The sequence below is a fragment of the Variovorax frigidus genome, assembly GCF_051216515.1.
Classification (GTDB): Bacteria; Pseudomonadota; Gammaproteobacteria; order Burkholderiales; family Burkholderiaceae_C; genus Variovorax.
On record NZ_JBPJZF010000010.1, the window covers coordinates 92,510 to 111,871 of the forward strand.

Annotated in this window: 16 protein-coding genes; 12 read left to right on the forward strand and 4 right to left on the reverse strand. The window is 68.7% G+C overall.

The features are described 5' to 3' along the window. The first annotated feature begins 7 nt into the window (after nucleotides 1–7). From ACSFBC_RS26400 to ACSFBC_RS26455, 12 genes are all read left to right on the forward strand, one after another. Nucleotides 8–796, forward strand: coding sequence for an enoyl-CoA hydratase/isomerase family protein (locus ACSFBC_RS26400; protein ID WP_435513297.1), 789 nt, complete (start codon nucleotides 8–10; stop codon nucleotides 794–796). 103 nt (nucleotides 797–899) lie between these two features. Beyond that, entirely contained in the window at nucleotides 900–1,574 is a 675-nt protein-coding gene (locus ACSFBC_RS26405) for a DUF4126 domain-containing protein (protein ID WP_435513298.1), read from the forward strand. Nucleotides 1,575–1,684: 110 nt separating this feature from the next. Further along, on the forward strand, nucleotides 1,685–3,679 hold the full coding sequence (locus ACSFBC_RS26410) for an acetyl/propionyl/methylcrotonyl-CoA carboxylase subunit alpha (protein ID WP_435513299.1): 1,995 nt from the start codon (nucleotides 1,685–1,687) through the stop codon (nucleotides 3,677–3,679). A 250-nt stretch (nucleotides 3,680–3,929) separates the two neighbouring features. Then, nucleotides 3,930–6,185 carry a glycoside hydrolase gene (locus tag ACSFBC_RS26415; protein WP_435513300.1) on the forward strand — a complete coding sequence of 752 codons (2,256 nt, stop codon included), beginning with the start codon at nucleotides 3,930–3,932 and terminating at the stop codon, nucleotides 6,183–6,185. A 97-nt stretch (nucleotides 6,186–6,282) separates the two neighbouring features. Continuing rightward, on the forward strand, nucleotides 6,283–7,197 hold the full coding sequence (locus tag ACSFBC_RS26420) for a DUF4349 domain-containing protein (RefSeq protein ID WP_435513301.1): 915 nt from the start codon (nucleotides 6,283–6,285) through the stop codon (nucleotides 7,195–7,197). Nucleotides 7,198–7,211: 14 nt separating this feature from the next. Then, on the forward strand, nucleotides 7,212–8,132 hold the full coding sequence (locus ACSFBC_RS26425; RefSeq protein WP_435513302.1) for a 2-hydroxyacid dehydrogenase: 921 nt from the start codon (nucleotides 7,212–7,214) through the stop codon (nucleotides 8,130–8,132). 90 nt (nucleotides 8,133–8,222) lie between these two features. Next, on the forward strand, nucleotides 8,223–8,972 hold the full coding sequence (locus tag ACSFBC_RS26430) for an IclR family transcriptional regulator (RefSeq protein ID WP_435513303.1): 750 nt from the start codon (nucleotides 8,223–8,225) through the stop codon (nucleotides 8,970–8,972). Further along, the gene (locus ACSFBC_RS26435) at nucleotides 8,969–9,361 is read left to right on the forward strand and encodes a cupin domain-containing protein (protein ID WP_435513304.1); all 393 of its coding nucleotides are present in this window, start codon (nucleotides 8,969–8,971) and stop codon (nucleotides 9,359–9,361) included. Before ACSFBC_RS26430 ends, ACSFBC_RS26435 begins: the two co-directional genes overlap by 4 nt. Before the next feature lie 29 nt (nucleotides 9,362–9,390). Beyond that, nucleotides 9,391–10,404 (forward strand): Bug family tripartite tricarboxylate transporter substrate binding protein, encoded by a 1,014-nt coding sequence (locus tag ACSFBC_RS26440; RefSeq protein WP_435513305.1) that lies wholly within the window; start codon nucleotides 9,391–9,393, stop codon nucleotides 10,402–10,404. Then, nucleotides 10,401–11,642, forward strand: a complete 1,242-nt coding sequence (locus tag ACSFBC_RS26445) for a CaiB/BaiF CoA transferase family protein (RefSeq protein WP_435513306.1) — start codon at nucleotides 10,401–10,403, stop codon at nucleotides 11,640–11,642. Before ACSFBC_RS26440 ends, ACSFBC_RS26445 begins: the two co-directional genes overlap by 4 nt. Further along, nucleotides 11,639–12,808 (forward strand): acyl-CoA dehydrogenase family protein, encoded by a 1,170-nt coding sequence (locus tag ACSFBC_RS26450; protein WP_435513307.1) that lies wholly within the window; start codon nucleotides 11,639–11,641, stop codon nucleotides 12,806–12,808. The genes ACSFBC_RS26445 and ACSFBC_RS26450 overlap by 4 nt, the downstream gene beginning before the upstream one ends. A gap of 107 nt (nucleotides 12,809–12,915) precedes the next feature. Continuing rightward, the gene (locus ACSFBC_RS26455; RefSeq protein WP_435513308.1) at nucleotides 12,916–13,836 is read left to right on the forward strand and encodes a hydroxymethylglutaryl-CoA lyase; all 921 of its coding nucleotides are present in this window, start codon (nucleotides 12,916–12,918) and stop codon (nucleotides 13,834–13,836) included. Between the two features lie 3 nt (nucleotides 13,837–13,839). Here ACSFBC_RS26455 and ACSFBC_RS26460 read toward each other — a convergent pair whose 3' ends face one another. Genes ACSFBC_RS26460 through nirB form a run of 4 tightly spaced genes read right to left on the reverse strand, consistent with a single transcriptional unit; the run spans nucleotide 13,840 to nucleotide 19,299 of the window. Continuing rightward, complete coding sequence (locus tag ACSFBC_RS26460) at nucleotides 13,840–15,576, reverse strand: bifunctional protein-serine/threonine kinase/phosphatase (RefSeq protein WP_435513309.1); 1,737 nt, start codon at nucleotides 15,574–15,576, stop codon at nucleotides 13,840–13,842. A gap of 7 nt (nucleotides 15,577–15,583) precedes the next feature. Beyond that, the gene (locus ACSFBC_RS26465) at nucleotides 15,584–16,396 is read right to left on the reverse strand and encodes a formate/nitrite transporter family protein (RefSeq protein ID WP_435513310.1); all 813 of its coding nucleotides are present in this window, start codon (nucleotides 16,394–16,396) and stop codon (nucleotides 15,584–15,586) included. 34 nt (nucleotides 16,397–16,430) lie between these two features. Beyond that, complete coding sequence (nirD, locus tag ACSFBC_RS26470) at nucleotides 16,431–16,775, reverse strand: nitrite reductase small subunit NirD (RefSeq protein ID WP_435513311.1); 345 nt, start codon at nucleotides 16,773–16,775, stop codon at nucleotides 16,431–16,433. A gap of 7 nt (nucleotides 16,776–16,782) precedes the next feature. Continuing rightward, nucleotides 16,783–19,299 (reverse strand): nitrite reductase large subunit NirB, encoded by a 2,517-nt coding sequence (nirB, locus tag ACSFBC_RS26475; RefSeq protein WP_435513312.1) that lies wholly within the window; start codon nucleotides 19,297–19,299, stop codon nucleotides 16,783–16,785. Nucleotides 19,300–19,362 lie beyond the last annotated feature (63 nt).

A 19,362-nucleotide genomic window follows, 5' to 3' on the forward strand; every position in this document is an offset into this window, starting at 1 on the left:
GCAGGGCATGAGCGACTTCACCAAGCTGAAACTCACCCTCGAAGGCCCGGTTGCGCGCATCTGGCTCGACCAGCCCGACACCCGCAACGCCTTCGACGACGTCGTGATCGCTGAGCTCACGCAGGCTTTCCTCGAAGCCGGTGCCGCGTCGCAGGTCAAGGCCATCGTGCTGGGCGCCCACGGCCCGGCCTTCTGCGCGGGTGCGAACCTGAACTGGATGCGCCGCATGGCCGACTACACGCGCGACGAGAACCTCGCCGACGCGGGCAAGCTGGCCGACATGCTGCGCACCATCGCCGAGTGCCCCAAGCCCACCATCGCGCGCGTGCAGGGCGATGTGTACGCGGGTGGCATGGGCCTGGTCGCGGCCTGCGACATGGCGGTGAGCGTGGACACGGCCTGGTACTGCCTGAGCGAAGTCAAGATCGGCCTGATCCCCGCGACCATCAGCCCCTACGTGATTCGCGCCATGGGCGCGCGTGCATCGCAGCGCTACTTCCTCACGGCCGAGCGCTTCGGCGCGGCCGAGGCGCATCGCATCGGCTTTGTGCATGAAGTGGTGGCCGCCGATGCGCTCGATGCCAAGGTCGACGAACTGCAGAAGGCGCTGACCGGTGCCAGCCCCGCGGCCGTGCGCGCCTGCAAGACGCTGCTGGCCGACGTCACCGGCCGGGACATCGACGACGCGCTGATCGCGAAGACGGTCGAGGGCATCGCCGACATCCGCGCGAGCGACGAAGGCCGCGAGGGCGTGCAGGCCTTCCTGCAGAAGCGCAAACCCAATTGGCTCACATGACCCACCCCCGAAGCACCTTCGGTGCCTCCCCCTCCAGGGGGCGACATCAGCGGCCTGGCAGAGCCAGTTCCCCGATGTCCCGCGAAGAGACAAGGACGCCGTGATGCCTGCACTCGACCTGCCCCAACTGCTTGCGCTGGCCGCGGCCATCGGCTGGGCCAGCGGCATCCGCCTGTATCTGGTGGTGCTGCTGACCGGCCTGGTCGGCTACATGGACTGGGTGCCGCTGCCCAGCGGTCTGCACCTGCTGGCGCATCCCGTGGTGCTGGCGGTCAGCGGCTTCATGGTGTTCGTCGAGTTCTTTGCCGACAAGATCCCCGGGCTCGATTCGCTCTGGGACATGGTCCACACGGTGATCCGCATTCCCGCGGGCGCCGCACTGGCCGCCGGCGTGTTCGGCGCCGACCACGCACTGATGGCGCTGGTCGCCGCGCTGCTGGGCGGCGGCTTCGCGGCCACGGCGCATGCAGCCAAGGCCACCACGCGTGCGGCCATCAACACCTCGCCCGAGCCTTTCAGCAATGTCGGCGCTTCGCTGGTCGAAGACAGCATGGTGCCGGCCGGACTTTGGTTGGCGCTCGCGCATCCGCTGGTGTTCGCCGTGCTGTTCATCGCCGTGCTGATCCTCAGCGTATGGCTGATTCGCAAGAGCTGGCGCTTTCTGCGCGGGCTGGTGAGCCGCGTCACCCGCATCTTCAGCGGCAAGCCTGATCCAGGTGTCGTGCCTGCCTTCCAATTCAAGACCAAGAACGTCCCCGGAGATCCGCCGAATGTTTAGAAAAATCCTTATCGCCCATCGCGGTGACCAGCCGCAAAGCGGCGCAGCGGCGAAGCCAAATTGCTTGGCACGCGCAGCGTGCGCAGGCGATTCCACCGCGAAGGCCTCTCATGTTTAAAAAAATCCTTATCGCCAATCGCGGTGAAATCGCCTGCCGAGTGGCCGCGACTGCCCGCCGCATGGCCATCCGCACGGTCGCCGTGTATTCCGATGCCGACGCCCATGCCAACCACGTGCGCGCCTGCGACGAGTCGGTGTACATCGGCGGCAGCGCGCCCAAGGACAGCTACCTGCGCTGGGAACGCATCCTCGAGGCCGCCAAGGCCACGGGGGCGGAAGCCATCCACCCGGGCTACGGCTTCCTGAGCGAAAACGAGGAGTTCGCGCAGGCCTGCGCCGACGCGGGCCTGGTCTTCATCGGCCCGCCGCCCTCGGCCATCAAGGACATGGGCCTCAAGGCCGAGTCGAAGCAACTCATGGAAAAGGCCGGCGTGCCGCTGGTGCCCGGCTACCACGGCCACGACCAGGACCCGGCGCTGCTGCAGCGCGAGGCCGACCGCATCGGCTACCCGGTGCTGATCAAGGCCAGCGCGGGCGGTGGCGGCAAGGGCATGCGCGCGGTCGAGAAGTCGGAAGACTTCGCAGCCGCGCTCGCCTCCTGCCAGCGCGAAGCCATCAACAGCTTCGGCGACGACGCGGTGCTGATCGAAAAGTACGTGCAGCGCCCGCGCCACATCGAGATCCAGGTCTTCGGCGACACGCACGGCGACTGCGTCTACCTGTTCGAACGCGACTGCTCGGTGCAGCGCCGCCACCAGAAGGTGCTCGAAGAAGCGCCCGCGCCCGGCATGACCGAGGCGATGCGCGCGCAGATGGGCGCGGCGGCCGTGGCGGCGGCCAAGGCGGTGAACTACGTCGGTGCGGGCACCGTCGAATTCATCGTCGAGCAGCGCGATGGCGGTGAAATGAACTTCTTTTTCATGGAGATGAACACCCGCCTGCAGGTCGAGCATCCCGTGACCGAAGCCATCACCGGCCTCGACCTGGTCGAGTGGCAACTGCGCGTGGCCTCGGGCGAAGCGCTGCCGCTGAAGCAGAGTGAACTCAAGATTCATGGCCACGCCATCGAGGCGCGCATCTGCGCCGAGAACCCCGACAACAACTTCCTGCCGGCCACCGGCACGCTGCAGGTCTACCGCAAGCCGCAAGCCACTGCCTTCCAGCGCAGCCGCGTGCGCATCGACGACGGCGTGCGCGAGGGCGGCGAGATCTCGCCCTTCTACGACTCGATGATCGCCAAGCTGATCGTGCACGGCGCGACGCGCGACGAGGCACTGGCCCGGCTCGACACCGCGCTGGCGCAGGTGCACATCGTCGGCGTCCAGACCAACGTGCAGTTCCTGCGCGGCATCCTGGCGACGGAATCGTTCTCGAAGGCCAACCTCGACACCGCGCTGATCGAGCGCGAGCGCGCCGTGCTGTTCGACCGTGAGCCGCTGGGCCTGCCGCTGGCGGCCGCCGCCTCGGTCGCGCGCACCTTGCTCGACGAGCGCGCGACCGGCACGCCCGACCCCTTCAGCCAGCGCGACGGCTGGCGGTCGCTGGGCACCACGGCCCGCGTCTTCGCCTTCGAGTTCCGCGGCGAGCCGCAGACCGCCACGCTGCGCTACCTGCACGACGGCGCGCTGACGCTGGACGCGGGCGGCGTGTCGGGCCTGCTGGTCATCGGCCGCCTGCCCGACGGCCAGATCGAGCTGTCGTTCAACGGCGAACGCCACACGCTCGACGTCTACGAACGCCAGGCCACGACCCACGTGTTCGCGGCGAAGGGCGCGACGAAGATCACGGCCATCGACCGCCTCGCGCATGCGGGCGACACCCAGGCCGAAGGCGGCCGGCTGACCGCACCCATGCCCGGCAAGGTCGTGTCCTTCGCGGTCAAGGCCGGCGACAAGGTCAAGCGCGGCCAGCCGCTGGCGGTGATGGAGGCCATGAAGATGGAGCACACCATCGCCGCGCCGGCCGACGGCACGGTCGAAGAACTGCTCTACGCGCCGGGCGACCAGGTGACCGAGGGGTCGGAGTTGCTGCGCATCGCGGTCTGAACGGCGCGCGCGCAAAGTTCGCGGGCGTTGCGGGGCGGGGTCTTTGCCAATCCCGCCTTGGAGGTGCATGCTGGGGTCTGCTGAACGGCAGGCCGCCATCCCGGTCGGATTGCTGAGGGAGAAAAAAATGACACCGACTTCAATGACGAGATGGGCTCCGCGTTGCGCCCCTGTCCTCTTTGGCGTGGCCTCGACGATGTGGCTTTGCTGCACGTCGGCGGCGCCCGCGCCGGAGCCCGCGCCTCCACTGGTGCATTTGCAGGCGACAGCCGGCGAGTTCCTGATCGACCCCGCCACGTTGGCGGTCTCGCTCAAGCCGCCGGGTGGCGCGGTCATCGCCCTGGCCGCTCCGGCCCTGCGCGGCACGGTGCAGGGCGATCCCTCGCAACAACCGTGGCACGTGGTGTCGGGAAGCGATTCATTCCGTGTCAGTGCGCTCATCGACGAGGGGGCACTCCAGATCTCAGTGCGCTCGGACCACCCGGCGACCTTGGCTTGGCCGCAGACGACGGCGTCCCGCGCGATCGTGGCCTACGCGCTCCCCATCGGCGAAGGCAGCTACGTGCCGGCCGACGATCCGGTCTGGCTCGATTGGCTGGTGCGGCGCTACGCGCCGAGCCCGCTGGTCGGCACACTGTCGATGCCCTTTTGGACCGAGCTGCGCGGCGATCGTTCGATCACCTGGACCGTGGAAACGCCGCTCGACACCGACTTCGGCATCCAGGCTGTCGAGCGTCGCCCGCAGCCTTTCCTGCGTCACGACTTCCATCGGCTCGCGCCCGATGCGCCTTACACCGTTCGTATCGTGAGCGGTCCGCCCGACGCCTTGGACGGTGCCCGACGCTATCGCCGCTGGCTGCAGTCGAACGGGCAGTTCCGTGCGCTCACCGACAAGATCGCCGCGCTGCCCGACGTGGCCCGGCTGGGCGGCGCTGCGCACATCTACCTCTGGGGCGCCGGCCCGCTGAAGCCGGGCGACGTGCTGCAGTGGCGGGCCTTCCTGCGCCGCTTGCAGCAGCAGAAAGACGACGCCGGCAGCCTCTCGGGTCGGTTGTGGCGGGCCTTCGACGCCGAGGCGCGGGCCCGTTTCGAGGCGGCTTTCCAGGAGGCTGCGGGTGAGGCGGGCTTCGTGGCCGCCTGGCGCCGTGCCGGGCTGACGCGCGCGCTGAATGCGGCATTGCGCGAGGCGCATCCGCGGCCGGTGGTCGCGCCCTTGCCGGGTGGGCACGACCCCTCCGCTGAAGTGCTGTGGGGGCAGGCGATACGCGCCGAACTGGCCGCGGCCTACGGGCCGCTGCTGGCGCCGGCGAGCCGCTGGGGCGGGGGACTGTCGAGCGATACCGTGGCTGCACTTCAGGCCGCCGGCCTGACGCGCGCATGGCTCGGTTCCGACGACTGGCGCGATGCGCTCTGGCACCCCGAAGCCGTGGCCGCGGCGAAAGCGGCCGGCTACCTGGTCGGGGTCTACGACAGCTACGGCAGCGCCCATTCGAGCAAGCTGCCCGACACCTGGGCCACCGCGCAGATGGGCGACGAACTGGCAAAGGCCGGCTACCGCGACGCGGCGGGACAACTGCGCACTGGCTTCGCGGGCCGCGGCGTCTACGTCCACGCCGGAGCGACCGAGGCCTATGCGAGGCGCCGCATGAAGGCGATCGCCGAGGCGGCCGGGCTCAACAGCTATTTCCTCGACGTCGATGGTGCCGGACCGCAGTTCGCCGACTACACCCCCGGCCGCGAAACCAGCGAGGCCCAGGACACGGTCTGGCGCCAGCGCCGCCTGGTCTACCCCGGCGAGGCGCTGGGCCTGGTCACCGGCACCGAAGGGGTGGTGGCCATGTTCGTGCCGCAGGTCGCCTTCGCGCACGGCATCACGACCCAGCCCTTCGCCTGGATGGACCCCGACATCAAGGACAAGACGTCGCGCTGGTACCGCGGCGGCTACTGGCCGCCCGAGACGCCGACGCTGTACTTCAACCCGGTGCCGTTGAAGCCCGCGCTGGTGCACGTGCTGATGGCGCCCGAGTTTCGGCTGCCGCTCTACGAGACGGTGCTGCACGACAGCGTCGTGATCACCCACCATTGGGAGTACGGGTCATTGAAGTTCTCCAACGCGAGTGTGACCACGGCGCTGGTGCAGTGGCTCTACATGGTGCCGCCGCTGTACCACCTGAACGAGTCGGTACTGGCGCGCGACCTGCCCTTGATCGCCGCCTACGACCGCGCATTCCGACCGTGGCACGAAAGGCTCTACACCCAGGCCATGACCGATTGGCGCGTGCTGTCGACCGACCGCTTGCTGCAGCGCAGCCGGTTTGCGGACGGCACGACGGTCACCGTCAATTTCGATGGACGCGCCCGCAGGCTCGAGGGCGGGGAACTGCCGGCGCATTCGGTGCGCATCGCAGCCGTCGGTGCGCCCGCACAGACGGTGGAGATCGACCGCGTGATGAAGACCTCTCCGAGCGGCGCGCGCGCCGTCGGCCAAAGCGGGGCGGGGGGGTGAGCGGGGCGGTGGGCTGCCGCCCTGGTTGTGATGGTTTAACCCCGATCGGGGCGTTCGGCCGTATCACGGTCATCGATCACTTTTTTTCAGGAATGCCATGACGCATCGCCAACCTCTGTTCTTCGCCCGCGCGGTCTTGCTGCCCCTGGTCGCAGCCCTCGCACTCACGGCCTGCGGTCGCAGGAACGAGGCGGTGGGCGAGCCCGCCGCCGCACCGCCTGCGCCGCTGATGGCTGCGCCGGGCTTCGGCGGCGGCGCGGAGAAGCGGGCGCGCGTGCAGCAGGAAGTCGCGTCGGCGGACCCGGCCGAAGCCTCGCCGCTGCAGCGCTTCCTCGCGGTGCGCCAGGACCTCAACGTCGAGGTGCCGCCCGAACAGCTGGCCGATGCCTGGGCCAAGATGCGCGACCTGTGCGGCAGCTTGCAATGCGAGCTGCTGTCGTCCTCGCTGCTGCGCGAGACGCCGCAGCAGCCGGGCAACGCGCAGCTCGAGATGCGCGTGCTGCCGGCCGATGCCGACAAGTTGCTGAGCGGGCTCGCCAACGTGGGCAAGGTGGTCTCGCACACCACCACCAGCGAGGACAAGACCGCCGAGGTGATCGACGTCGAGGCGCGCATCCGCAATCGCACCGAGTTCCGCGACAGCCTGCGCGTGATGCTGCGCGACACCGTGACCAAGCGCACCATGGCCGACCTGCTCGCGATCCAGCGCACGCTGTCGGACACGCAGGCCGAGCTCGACGCCATGGCCACGCAACGCAAGGTGCTGGGGCAGGAAACCAGCAAGCAGCACATACAGATCCAGTTCACGCCGACCCGCGCGCTGGTGCGCGGCGGCGAGAGCTACAGCCCGATGATGAAGGCACTGCGCAACGCGGGCACCGTCCTTGCGGAGAGCGTGGGCGCGCTCATCACCTTCGTGGCGGCGGTGCTGCCGTGGGTGCTGCTGGTGGTGCTGCCCGTGGGCTGGCTGGTGCGCGTGCTGTGGCGCCGTCGTCGCGCCAAATCGGCCTGACTAAGATCCGGGTCATGCGAATCACCGTCTGCCTCACCGACACCCGCCCCGAACCTTGGATCGAGGGCCTGCGCGCCGCCTTGCCCGATGCCGAGGTCTCGGCCTGGACATCCGACGCGCCGCCCGCCGACCACGCCGTGGTCTGGTCGCCGCCACAAGCCTTTTTGGACCAGCAGCCGAGGCTGCGCGGCATCTTCAACATCGGCGCCGGCGTCGATGCGCTGACGAAACTCAGACTGCCGCCCGAGGCCCGCATCGTGCGGCTCGACGATGCGGGCATGTCGGTGCAGATGGCCGAGTACGTCTGCCATGCGCTGATCCGCCACTTCCGCGACTTCGACGGCTACGCGGCCGATGCGCGCGAGGGCCGCTGGAGCTACCGCAAGCCGAACGTCCGGCAGGACTTCCCGGTCGGCGTGATGGGCCTGGGCGTGCTGGGCCAGCGCGTGGCGAAGGCCGTCGCGCAGTTCGAGTTTCCGGTGCTGGGATGGAGCCGTTCGCCCAAGGCCATCGACGGCGTGCAGGTGTTCAACGGCGAGGCGCAGTTCGACGAGTTCCTCTCGTCCACGCGCGTGCTGGTCAATCTGTTGCCGTTGACCGAGGCCACGCGCGGCATCCTGAATCGCAAGACGCTCGGCAAACTGAAGCCCGAGGGCTATCTCATCAACATCGCGCGCGGCGGCCACCTTGTCGAAGCCGACCTGATCCCCATGCTCGACGCGGGTGAACTCGCGGGCGCGACGCTCGATGTGTTCCAGGTCGAGCCGCTGCCGGCCGACCACGCCTTCTGGCGCCACCCCAGGATCACGGTGACGCCGCACGGTTCGGCGCGCACGCTGCGCAGGGAGTCCATCACCCAGATCGCCGGAAAGATCCGCGCGATGGCGCAGGGGTTGCCGGTCGCCGGCATCGTGGATCCGGCCAGAGGCTACTGACGCCTCGCACCACCGGCGATCCCGCTGAAAAGAGGCGGGTGAAGGGGAAACCCTGACGTTTTTGTTTTTCACATACATGAAAATCTATTCATGGTTGTGAAAACAGCGTTTCGCGTGATCGAGATCGTCGAGCTCTTCGCTCGGGAGAAGCAGCCCCTGGCGCTGTCTGAAATGGCGCGCCTGCTCGAGATGCCGGTGTCCAGCTGCCTGGGCCTGATCCGCACGCTCGAAGAGCAGGGCTACATGTACGAAACCGGCCGCCGCCAGGGCTACTACCCGACGGGCCGGTTGCTGGCGATGGCGCAGGTCATCGCCGCGCACGATCCGGTGCTCGACCGGGTGAAGGCCACGCTGGAAGAACTGCGCGACGCCGCGCGCGAGACCGTGGTGTTCGGCAAGTTCCGCGACGCGACTCAAGTTGTCTACCTCGACGTGCTGAGCGCGCCGCAAAGCATCCGCTACACGGCCGAATCGGGCGAGACGCGCCCGGTTCACGCCAACTCGCTGGGTCGTGCGCTGCTGTCCACGCTCTCCCCCGACGCGCGCCGGAAGCTGCTCGACGGCATGACGCTCGCGCCGCTGACCGACGCCACGCTCACCACCGCCGACGCCATCGAGGCCGAACTGCAGCGCTCCGCCATGCGTGGCTGGTACGGCAATCTCGGCGAGAGCATTCCCGACCTGATCGGCCTGGCCTGGCCGCTGCGCATCGGCGGCGAGGCCTACGCGATTTCGGTCGCCGGACCGCGCTACCGCATGGAGGCGCGCATCGAAGACATCGCCGCGATGCTGCGCTCGGCCTGCCTGGCGATCGAACCCAAGACAGAGAACCCCCGATGACCACTGCCACCGAACCCCGCTACTTCGTCCGCGAAGCCGACATTGCCGGCTACCACCCCGCCAACCACACCGGCACGCTGAACAAGCGCCTGATCGGCCCCGAGACCGTGGGCGCGAAGCAGCTCGAAGTGCTGGTGGGCCACATCCAGAAGGGCAAGGGGGCGCTGCCGCATGCGCACCCGGGCATCGAGCAGGTCTGCTACATGCTCGAAGGCCGCGCGGTCGCCGAGGTGGGCGGCCAGCGGCAGGAGCTGCACCCTGGCGACAGCTGCTTTTTTCCGGCCGACGCCATGCACACCTTCACGGTGGTGAGCGACGAGCCGGTGCGCGTGCTGGTGATCTACAGCCCGCCGTACGAGGAATCGCCGGAGCGCGTGATCCGGCCCTGAACGACAACAACCCCCGGAGACAAGACACCATGCAGACGAAGAACGCGACAGAAACAGTCGCGGTGGCGAGCCGCCGCCGCTTCATTTCCATCGGCGCTGCGGCAGGGCTCGCAAGCGCCGCGCCGTGGACCTTTGCGCAGGAGGGCGGCTACCCGAAGCAGCCGGTCCGTCTGGTCGTGCCCTTCGCGGCCGGCAGCGGCACCGATGCGGTGGCGCGCATCACGGGCCAGATGCTGGGCGAGGCGCTCAAGGGCTCGGTCATCGTGGACAACAAGGCGGGCGCCAACGGCGTGATCGGCGCGGAGGCCGTGGCCAAGGCGCCGCCCGACGGCTACACGCTCTTCATGACCACCAACACCACGCACTCGGCCAACCCGAGCCTGATGAAGCACCTGCCCTACGACCCGGTGAAGGACTTCGCACCGGTGAGCCGCATGGGCAACCTGCCGTTCATGCTGGTGGTCAACAACGACCTGCCGGTGAAAAGCGTGGCCGAGTTGCTGGCTTGGGGCCGCGCCAATCCGGGCAAGCTGACCTATGCGAGCGGCAACAGCACCGGCATCGTGAGCGGCGCCACGCTGTCGCGCATGAGCGGCATCCCGATGCTGCACGTGCCCTACAAGAGCACGCCGCCGGCGATTGCCGACCTCATCGGCGGACAGGTGTCGATGATGGTGGTCGACCTGGCCGCGGGGCTTGCGACGGTCAAGGCCGGCAAGATGCGCGCGATCGCGGTCACCACGCAGGAGCGCACCAAGCTCTTTCCCGAGCTGCCGCCGCTGGCGGACACGCCCGAGCTCAAGGGCTTCGACATCACCTCGTGGAACGGCGTGTTCGCGCCGGCCGGTACGCCGCGCGACATCGTGCTGAAGCTCAACAAGGCGCTCGCCGAGATGGCGAACGGGGCGGTCTTTCGCGAGCGGGTGAGCAAGCTGGGGTTCGATGCGTTCGGCAGCACGCCCGAGGAACTGGGGGCGTTCACGGTGTCGGAGCTGGCGAAGTGGAAGAAGCTGATCCAGGCTGCGGGCATTCAACCGGAATGAGCGCGACCGGTTCTCTCGGCCCGCTGGAAGGCATCCGCATCCTCGACCTCACGGCCGTGGTGATGGGCCCCTACGCCACGCAGACGCTCGGCGATCTCGGTGCCGACGTCATCAAGGTCGAGCCACCGTCGGGAGACAACCTGCGCGCCGTCGGGCCGATGCGCCATGCAGGCATGGGCGCGATGGCGATGCACCTGAACCGCAACAAGCGCTCCATCGTGCTCGACCTCAAGCAGCCCGAAGGCCGCGAGGCCTGCCTGCGGCTCGCGGCGGGCTGCGACGCGCTCATCTACAACACGCGCCCGCAGGCGATGGCGCGCCTGGGGCTCGACTACGCGGCGGTGGCCGCGGCCAATCCGAAGATCGTCTACCTCGGCGCGTTCGGTTACGGCGAAGAGGGGCCGTACGCCGGCAAGCCCGCGTACGACGACCTGATCCAGGGGGCAGCGGGCATCGCTTCGCTGTTCGCACAGCAAAGCGGCGATGCGCCGCGCTATGCGCCCGTCACGCTGGCCGACCGCGCCGTGGGGCTGCAGGCCGCCATCGCCCTGCTCGCCGCGGTGCTGCATGCGCAGCGCACCGGCCGCGGCCAGGCGGTCGAGGTGCCGATGTTCGAGGCGCTTTCGCAGTTCGTGATGGGCGACCATCTCGGCGGCCACAGCTTCGAGCCGCCGCTCGGGCCCACCGGCTATGCGCGGCTGCTCGCGCCGCACCGCAAGCCCTATGCGACGTCCGACGGCTACCTCAGCGTGCTCATCTACAACGACAAGCACTGGCAGGCCTTCTTCGACGTGATCGGCCGGCCCGAGCTGCGCAGTTCGCCGATGTTCGGCACGCACACGGCGCGCGCCGCGAACATCGGCGCGGTCTATGCCTTCGTGGCCGAAGTGATGGCCACGCGCAGCAGCGATGCGTGGATGGCCGCCCTGGAAGCGGCCGACATCCCGGTCGCTCGCCTGCACAGCACCGAGAGCCTGCTCGACGACCCGCACCTGCGCGCTGTCGATTTCTTTCCCGAATTCGATCACCCGAGCGAGGGCCGCATCCGCACGCTCGCGCCGGTCGGGCGCTACAGCGCCACGCCCGCGGCCATTCGCCGGCCCACGCCGCGCATCGGCGAGCAGAGCGTGGAACTGCTGCGCGAAGCGGGCTACGGCGATGAAGCGATCGCCGCGATGCTCGCGCGCGGCGTCACGCTGCAGCCGGCACCGAACCCCTCCAAGGACGACAACGAATGAATTTCTCTCTCGACGAAGACCAGCGCTCGCTGGTCGCGGCCATCGAGCGCCTCTGCGAAGACTTCCCCGCCGACTACTGGCGCGACCACGACGACCGCGCCGTGTTCCCGCACGCGTTCCATCGCGCCGTGGCCGAGAGCGGCTGGCTGGGCATCGCGATGCCCGAGGCGCAGGGCGGTGCGGGGCTGGGCATCACCGAGGCGGCGTTGATGATGCGCGCCATCAGTGCCTCGGGCGCGGGCATGTCGGGCGCGTCGTCGGTGCACATGAACATCTTCGGCCTCAACCCGGTGGTGGTGTTCGGCACCGAAGCGCAGCGCCAGCGCTTCCTGCCGCCGCTGATCGCGGGCACCGAAAAGGCCTGCTTCGCCGTGACAGAGCCCGACGCGGGGCTCGACACCACCAGTCTCAAGACGCAGGCGGTGCGCCAGCCGGGCGGCAGCTACCTGCTGCACGGCTGCAAGATCTGGATCTCGACCGCGCAGGTGGCCGATCGCATGCTGATCCTCACGCGCACCACGCCCATCGACCAGGTGAAGAAGCCCACGCAGGGCCTTACGCTTTTCTACACGCCGCTGGATCGCAGCAAGGTCGAGGTGCGCGAGATCCACAAGCTGGGCCGCGCGGCGGTCGACTCGAACATGCTCTTCATCGACGGGCTCGCAGTGCCCGAGGAAGACCGCATCGGCGAGGAAGGGCGGGGCTTCGAGTACATCCTGCACGGGCTCAACCCCGAGCGCATCCTCATCGCCGCCGAAGCCATCGGCATCGGCCGCGCCGCATTGCGCATCGCCTCGCAGTACGCGCAGGAGCGCGTGGTCTTCGGCCGCCCCATCGGCCAGAACCAGGGTGTGGCGCATCCGCTGGCGCGCGCCTGGGCCAACCTCGAGGCGGCCGACCTGATGGTGTTCAAGGCCGCCACGCTGTACGACGCGGGCGAACCCTGCGGCATCGAGGCCAACGCCGCCAAGTACCTCGCGGCCGAGGCGGCGCACGATGCCTGCCAGAACGCGGTGCTCACGCTCGGCGGCATGGGCTATGCGAAGGAATACCACGTCGAACGGCTGCTGCGCGAGAGCTACATCCCGCGCATCGCACCGGTCAGCCCGCAGATGATCCTGAACTTCATCGCCGAGAAGGCGCTGGGCCTGCCGAAGTCGTACTGATCCCGTTCGGCCGACACCGCGACATCCGAAGCCCTGGTCGGTGCATGGGGGCTGCGGGGAGGGGACAATCGGGGTTCTGCCGTTTCCATTCCAGAAGAGACAACGCCATGAAGTTCCCCCCCAAAGTCAAGATCGTCGACGTCGGCCCCCGCGACGGCCTGCAGAACGAGAAGCAGCCCGTGCCCGCCGCGGTCAAGATCGAACTCGTGCACCGGCTGCAGGACGCCGGCCTGAGCGCGATCGAGGTCACGAGCTTCGTCAGCCCCAAGTGGGTGCCGCAGATGGCCGACAACGCCGAGGTCATGGCCGGGCTGCGGCGCAATCCGCGCGTGACCTACTCGGTGCTCACGCCCAACATGAAGGGCTTCGAGGCCGCCATTGCCGCGCCGCGCGAGCAGTGGCCCGACGAGATCGTGGTGTTCGGCGCCGCGAGCGAGGCCTTCAGCCAGAAGAACATCAACTGCTCCATCGCCGAGAGCATCGAGCGCTTCGCGCCCGTGGTGGCGGCCGCGCGTGCGCACGGCATCCATGTGCGCGGCGCGATGTCGTGCACGGTCGGCTGTCCCTACGAAGGCGAGATCGACCCGTCGCGCGTCGACATGCTGGCCGGGCTGATGAAGGGCATCGGCGTGCAGCACGTGGGCGTGGCCGACACCATCGGCGTGGGCACCCCGAACAAGGTGCGGCGCGCGCTCGAGGCCACGCTCAAGCACTACGGCATCGACGACGTGTCGAGCCACTTCCACGACACCTACGGCCAGGCGCTTTCCAACACGCTGGCCAGCCTGGAGATGGGTGTGTGGCAGTACGACACCTCGTCGGCCGGCCTGGGCGGTTGCCCCTACGCCAAGGGCGCGACGGGCAACGTCGCGACCGAGGACGTGGTCTACATGCTGCACGGCATGGGCATCGAGACCGGCATCGACCTCGATGCGCTGATCGACGCGGGCGTCTACATCAGCGATGCGCTGGGCCGCGAGCCGAGCTCGCGCGTGTCGAAAGCGATCCGCACCAAGCGCGCGGGTTAAAGCTCAAGGCCCCAGGACGCGCAGCGCGAGCAGGCCCACAACGGCCAGGCCCAACAGCACCGCCAGGCCCTGCCAGAAGCCCACCGGGTTGCGCTCGATCAACGGCGGCGTGCGTGTGCGCAGAAACTCCGCGCCCGGGGACCGCAGGTCGTGCGCCAGCTCGGATGCGGCCTGCTGCCGCCTGGCCGGGTTCGGGTGCAGCGCCTTCTGCAGCACCGCATCGACCCACGCCGGCAGCTCGGGCCGGAAGTGGCGTACCGGCGTGTAGCGCAGCCGGTTGGCATCGGCGGCCGAACGCACGCGCGAGGCCTGCAGGCCGTAGGGCAGCTCGCCGCTGAGCATCCGGTAGGCGATCACCGCGAGCGAGAAGATGTCCGAACGCGCGCTGCCGCCCTGGCCGGTGAAGTACTCGGGCGCGGTGTATTGCAGCGTGCCCGCGATGGCGAACGCGCGCCGTTCCTCGGCGCTGTCGGCCAGCCCCGCGACATGGGCCGAGGCCAGGTCGATGATCTTCACGGTGCCGCTGCGATCGATCATCACGTTCTCGGGTCGCAGGTCCTGGTGCAGCATCTCGCGGCCGTGCAGCGCCTGCAGGCCGCGCGCGAGTTGCGCGACGATGCCGCGCACGCTGTCCAGCGACGGGCGAGGGTGGTCGATCATCCATTGCGCGAGCGTCTGGCCTTCGACGTATTCCATCGTCACGAACAGGTGGCTACGCGGCCGTTCGATGCGGGCGGCCTTGAGCACGTGCGGGCTGTCGATGCGCCGCGCCACCCACTCCTCGCGCACGAAGCTGTCGAGGTGTGCGGTGTCCTCGCGCAGGTCGACCGAGGGCAGCTTGAGCACCACAGCCCGACCGGTCGCATCGTCGGTAGCGAGGTGCACATGGCTGCGCGCGCTCACGTGCAGTTCGCGCACCAGCGTGAAGCCCTCGAAGCGGTCGCGCGGCGTCAGCGGCGCGGCGATCGCCAGGCCTTCGCGCTGCGACTGCAATTGGGCCATGCCCGCGTCGGGCAGTGCGTCGACGCGCAGCAGTTGCACGGTGCTGTCGTCCGTGCCGCCGCATTCGTGGGCCGCCCGCGCGAGCAGGCCTGCGGCCGCGTCGAAGTCGTCGCCGCACTGCGCGAGTGCGCGGTGAACGGAAGCGGCATCGAGCGCACCGTAGGCCCCGTCGGTGGCCAGCAGGTAGATTTCGCCGACCTCGGCATTCCAGTGGCGGTAGTCGATCTCCACGTTCGGACCCGCGCCCAGCGCGCGCCCGAGGTAGGACTCGGCCGAGGACAGGTGCACGCGGTGGTCGTCGGTGAGTTGTTCCAGCGCCTGTGCATGCAGCCGGTAGACGCGTGCATCGCCCACGTGCAGCAGGTGCAGTTCGCGGCCCTTGAGGATCAGCGCGCTGAAGGTGCAGACGTAGCCGCTGTCCTTGTCGAAGCGCGCGTCGCTGCGCATCGTCTGCGCATGCAGCCAGCCATTGGTGGCGGCAAGCACGCGTTGCGCCGCGCGACGCACCGACCAGGCATCGGAGGTCGCGTAGTAGTCGTCGAGAAAGCCGCGCACCGCGGCCGCGCTGGCGACCTGGCTCACGCGGCTGGAGCCGATGCCGTCGGCGATCGCCACCGCGATGCCCTTGGCGGCCAGCAGCGTGCCCTGCGGCAGCATCGCGCCGTGGAAGTCCTGGTTGACCGCGTGGGCGCCGGCCAGCGAATGCTGGCCCAGCGTCACGCGCAGCGCGGGGCGCAAGGGCGCCTCAGTTCACCACGCGCTTGGGCGCGGTCTTGTAGTGCGTCGCGTAGAGCGTGAGACCGACGAAGCTCAGGCCACCGACCAGGTTGCCCAGCACGGTCGGGATCTCGTTCCAGATCAGGTAGTCCATCAGCGTGAAATTGCCACCCAGCAGCAGGCCGGTGGGAAACAGGAACATGTTGACGATGGAGTGTTCGAAGCCCATGTAGAAGAAGATCATCACCGGCATCCACATGCCGATGGCCTTGCCGGACACGGTGGTCGACATCATGGCCGCGACCACGCCGGTCGAGACCATCCAGTTGCACATCACGCCGCGGATGAACAGCGTCAGCATGCCCGCCGCGCCATGCGCCGAATAGCCCAGCGTGCGGCCTTCGCCGATGTGGCCGAGACGCTCGCCGACCGCGTTGGGCGCCTCGCTGAAGCCGAAGGTGAAGATGATCGCCATGAACACCGCGACGGTCAGCGCACCGGCGAAATTGCCGCAGAACACCAGGCTCCAGTTGCGCATCACGCCGGCCCAGGTGGCGCCGGGGCGCTTGTCGAACACGGCCAGCGGCGCGAGCGTGAACACGCCCGTCAGCAGGTCGAAGCCCATCAGGTACAGCATGATGAAACCGACCGGGAACAGCATCGCACCGACCAGCGCATTGCCGGTGTTGACGGTGACGGTCACGGCGAAGGCCGCGGCCAGCGCGAGGATGGCGCCGGCCATGTAGGAACGGATCAGCGTGTCGCGGGTCGACATCAGCAGCTTCGATTCACCGGCGTCGACCATCTTGGTCACGAATTCGGCGGGGGCGAGATAGGCCATGAAAGATCCTTGGAGAAAACGAGAAAGAGGGATGTCAGTTCAGTGCGACCTGCACGTGGCCGGCTTCGACGCGCACCGCATGGGCGCGCACTGAGTGCTCGGGAAACTCGATGCATTCGCCGCTCTGCAGGTCGAAGTGGTTCTTGTAGAGCGGCGAGGCGACGACGATGCGTTCGCCGATGCTGCCGACCAGGCCGCGCGACAGCACGCTGGCCCGCGACTTGGGGTCGACGTTGTCGATGGCGAAGAACTGCTGCGCCGCGCCGACATGGAAGATCGCGACGTGCACGCCGTCGACCAGCGCGCACACGCCGGTGTCGGGCAGGATGTCGCTGGCGGCGCAGACGGCGGTCCAGTGGAGGGTGTCCGGGTGGTTCATGGTGGTTTCAGGCTGTGGCTTCATCGCGTTCCTCGGCGCGCGCGGGCCGGATCTGGCCGCGCTCCTCGACGAACACGATGTGCTCGTCGGGCTTCTCGCTGTTGACGAAGGAGCGGAAGCGCTGGCGCGTGACCGGGTCGTTGACCGCGGTCTTCCACTCGCACTGGTAGGTGTCGACCACGTGCTGCATCTGGGCCTCGAGCGTGGCGCCCAGGCCCAGCGTGTCCTGCAGCAGCACGCCCTTGAGGTAGTCGAGGCCGCCTTCGAGGTTGTCGCGCCAGGTGCTGGTGCGCTGCAGCCGGTCGGCCGTGTGCACGTAGAACATCAGGAAGCGGTCGATGAGCCGGACGAGTTCGTCCTTGCCCAGGTCCGATGCGATCAACTCGGCGTGGCGCGGCTTCATGCCGCCGTTGCCGCACACGTAGAGGTTCCAGCCCTTCTCGGTGGCGATGATGCCGACGTCCTTGCCCTGCGCCTCGGCGCATTCGCGCGTGCAGCCCGAGACGCCGAACTTGATCTTGTGCGGCGTGCGCAGGCCCTTGTAGCGGTTCTCGAGTTCGATCGCGAGCGCCATGCTGTCGTCCACGCCGTAGCGGCACCAGGTCGAGCCCACGCAGCTCTTCACCGTGCGCAGCGACTTGCCGTAGGCATGGCCCGACTCGAAGCCGGCCGCGATCAGTTCTTCCCAGATCGGTGGCAACTGTTCGACGCGCGCACCGAACAGGTCGACCCGCGCGCCGCCGGTGATCTTGGTGTACAGGCCGTACTTCTTCGCCACCTGGCCGACGGCGATCAGGCCGTCGGCCGTGACCTCGCCGCCGGGCATGCGCGGCACCACCGAATAGGAGCCGTCCTTCTGGATGTTGCCCAGGAAGTAGTCGTTGCTGTCCTGCAGGCTCGCCAGGTCCTTCTTCAGCACGAAGTCGTTCCAGCACGAGGCGAAGATGCTGGCCGCGGTGGGCTTGCAGATGTCGCAGCCCAGGCCGTGGCCGTGTCGGGCGAGCAGGTCGGCGAAAGACCTGATCTCGCCCACGCGCACCAGATGGTAGAGCTCTTGGCGCGCGTAGGGGAAGTGCTCGCACAGGTGGTTGTTCACCGCCATGCCGTGTTGGGCCATGGCCATCTTCATCACCTGCGTGACCAGCGGCACGCAGCCGCCGCAGGAGGCGCCGGCCTTGTTGCAGGCCTTCATGTCGGCAATGGTGCAGACGCCTTCGCCCACGGCCGCGCAGATCGCACCCTTGCTCACGTTGTTGCACGAGCAGATCTGCGCGCTGTCGGGCAGGGCTTCGACGCCCAGGCCGGGCCGGGCCACGCCGTCGCTCGAAGGCAGGATCAGGAACTCGGGGTCGGCCGGCAGCGGGATGCCGTTGAGCGCCAGCTGCAGCAGCGTGCCGTACTCGGCCGCATCGCCGACCAGCACCGCGCCCAGCAGTTGCTTGCCGTCTTCGCTGACCACGATCTTCTTGTAGATCTGCTTGTGCTCGTTGACGTACTGGTAGGCGCGCGACTGCGGCGTCTTGCCGTGCGCGTCGCCGATGCTCGCCACGTCCACGCCCATCAGCTTGAGCTTGGTGCTCATGTCGGCGCCGGTGAAGGCTGCGTCCTGCTGGCCGGCGATGTGCCGGGCCGCCACGCGGGCCATGTCGTAGCCGGGCGCGACCAGGCCGAAGGTCTGGTCGTTCCAGGCCGCGCATTCACCGATCGCGTAGATGTCGCGGTCGCTGGTGCGGCAGTGGTCGTCGACCGCCACGCCGCCACGCGCGCCCAGCGCCAGCACGCACTGGCGCGCGAGCTCGTCGCGCGGGCGGATGCCGGCCGAGAACACGATCATGTCGGTCTCGAGCCAGGTGCCGTCGGCGAACACCATGCGGTGCCGCGCGGTCGCGCCGTCGACGATCTCGACCGTGCTGCGGCTGGTGTGCACATGCAGGCCCAGCGCCTCGATGCCGTGGCGCAGCGCGCGCCCGCCGCCCTCGTCGACCTGCACCGCCATCAGCCGCGGCGCGAACTCGACCACGTGCGTTTCCAGGCCCATGTCGCGCAGCGCCTTCGCGCATTCCAGGCCCAGCAGCCCGCCGCCCACGACCACGCCGCTCTTCGAGCGCGCGCCGCATGCCTTCATGGCCTCGAGATCCTCGATGGTCCGGTAGACGAAGCAGTTCGGCCGGTCGCGGCCGGGCAATGGCGGCACGAAGGGCGAGGAGCCGGTGGCCAGCACCAGCTTGTCGTAGTGCAGCACTTCGCCGTCGGCCGTGGTGAGCGTGCGGTCTCGGCGCTCGATGGCCACGGCACGTGCGGCCAGGCGCAGGTTGAAGCCGCTCTGCGCGAAGAAGCCGGGCTCGACCAGCGAGAGGTCGTCGGCGCTCTTGCCGGCGAAGAATTCGGAGAGGTGGACCCGGTCGTAGGCCGCGCGCGGTTCTTCGCACAGCACCGTGACTTCGGTGTCTTCAAGCCCCAGCGCGTGGAGCTGCTCGAGGAACTTGTGGCCTACCATGCCGTGGCCAATCACTGCGATTTTCATGTCGTGTCCTGCGGGCAACCGGTCCCATGAAGGGGCGGGCACGGGTCGGGTGGACAGACCGTG

Bases quoted from the DNA above. Each gene is read 5' to 3' on its own strand.
- ACSFBC_RS26400 (WP_435513297.1), top strand. From the start codon at position 8: ATGAGCGACTTCACCAAGCTGAAACTCACCCTCGAAGGCCCGGTTGCG.
- ACSFBC_RS26405 (WP_435513298.1), top strand. From the start codon at position 900: ATGCCTGCACTCGACCTGCCCCAACTGCTTGCGCTGGCCGCGGCCATC.
- ACSFBC_RS26410 (WP_435513299.1), top strand. From the start codon at position 1,685: ATGTTTAAAAAAATCCTTATCGCCAATCGCGGTGAAATCGCCTGCCGA.
- ACSFBC_RS26420 (WP_435513301.1), top strand. From the start codon at position 6,283: ATGACGCATCGCCAACCTCTGTTCTTCGCCCGCGCGGTCTTGCTGCCC.
- ACSFBC_RS26425 (WP_435513302.1), top strand. From the start codon at position 7,212: ATGCGAATCACCGTCTGCCTCACCGACACCCGCCCCGAACCTTGGATC.
- ACSFBC_RS26430 (WP_435513303.1), top strand. From the start codon at position 8,223: ATGGTTGTGAAAACAGCGTTTCGCGTGATCGAGATCGTCGAGCTCTTC.
- ACSFBC_RS26435 (WP_435513304.1), top strand. From the start codon at position 8,969: ATGACCACTGCCACCGAACCCCGCTACTTCGTCCGCGAAGCCGACATT.
- ACSFBC_RS26440 (WP_435513305.1), top strand. From the start codon at position 9,391: ATGCAGACGAAGAACGCGACAGAAACAGTCGCGGTGGCGAGCCGCCGC.
- ACSFBC_RS26445 (WP_435513306.1), top strand. From the start codon at position 10,401: ATGAGCGCGACCGGTTCTCTCGGCCCGCTGGAAGGCATCCGCATCCTC.
- ACSFBC_RS26450 (WP_435513307.1), top strand. From the start codon at position 11,639: ATGAATTTCTCTCTCGACGAAGACCAGCGCTCGCTGGTCGCGGCCATC.
- ACSFBC_RS26455 (WP_435513308.1), top strand. From the start codon at position 12,916: ATGAAGTTCCCCCCCAAAGTCAAGATCGTCGACGTCGGCCCCCGCGAC.
- ACSFBC_RS26465 (WP_435513310.1), bottom strand. From the start codon at position 16,396: ATGGCCTATCTCGCCCCCGCCGAATTCGTGACCAAGATGGTCGACGCC.
- nirD (WP_435513311.1), bottom strand. From the start codon at position 16,775: ATGAACCACCCGGACACCCTCCACTGGACCGCCGTCTGCGCCGCCAGC.
- nirB (WP_435513312.1), bottom strand. From the start codon at position 19,299: ATGAAAATCGCAGTGATTGGCCACGGCATGGTAGGCCACAAGTTCCTC.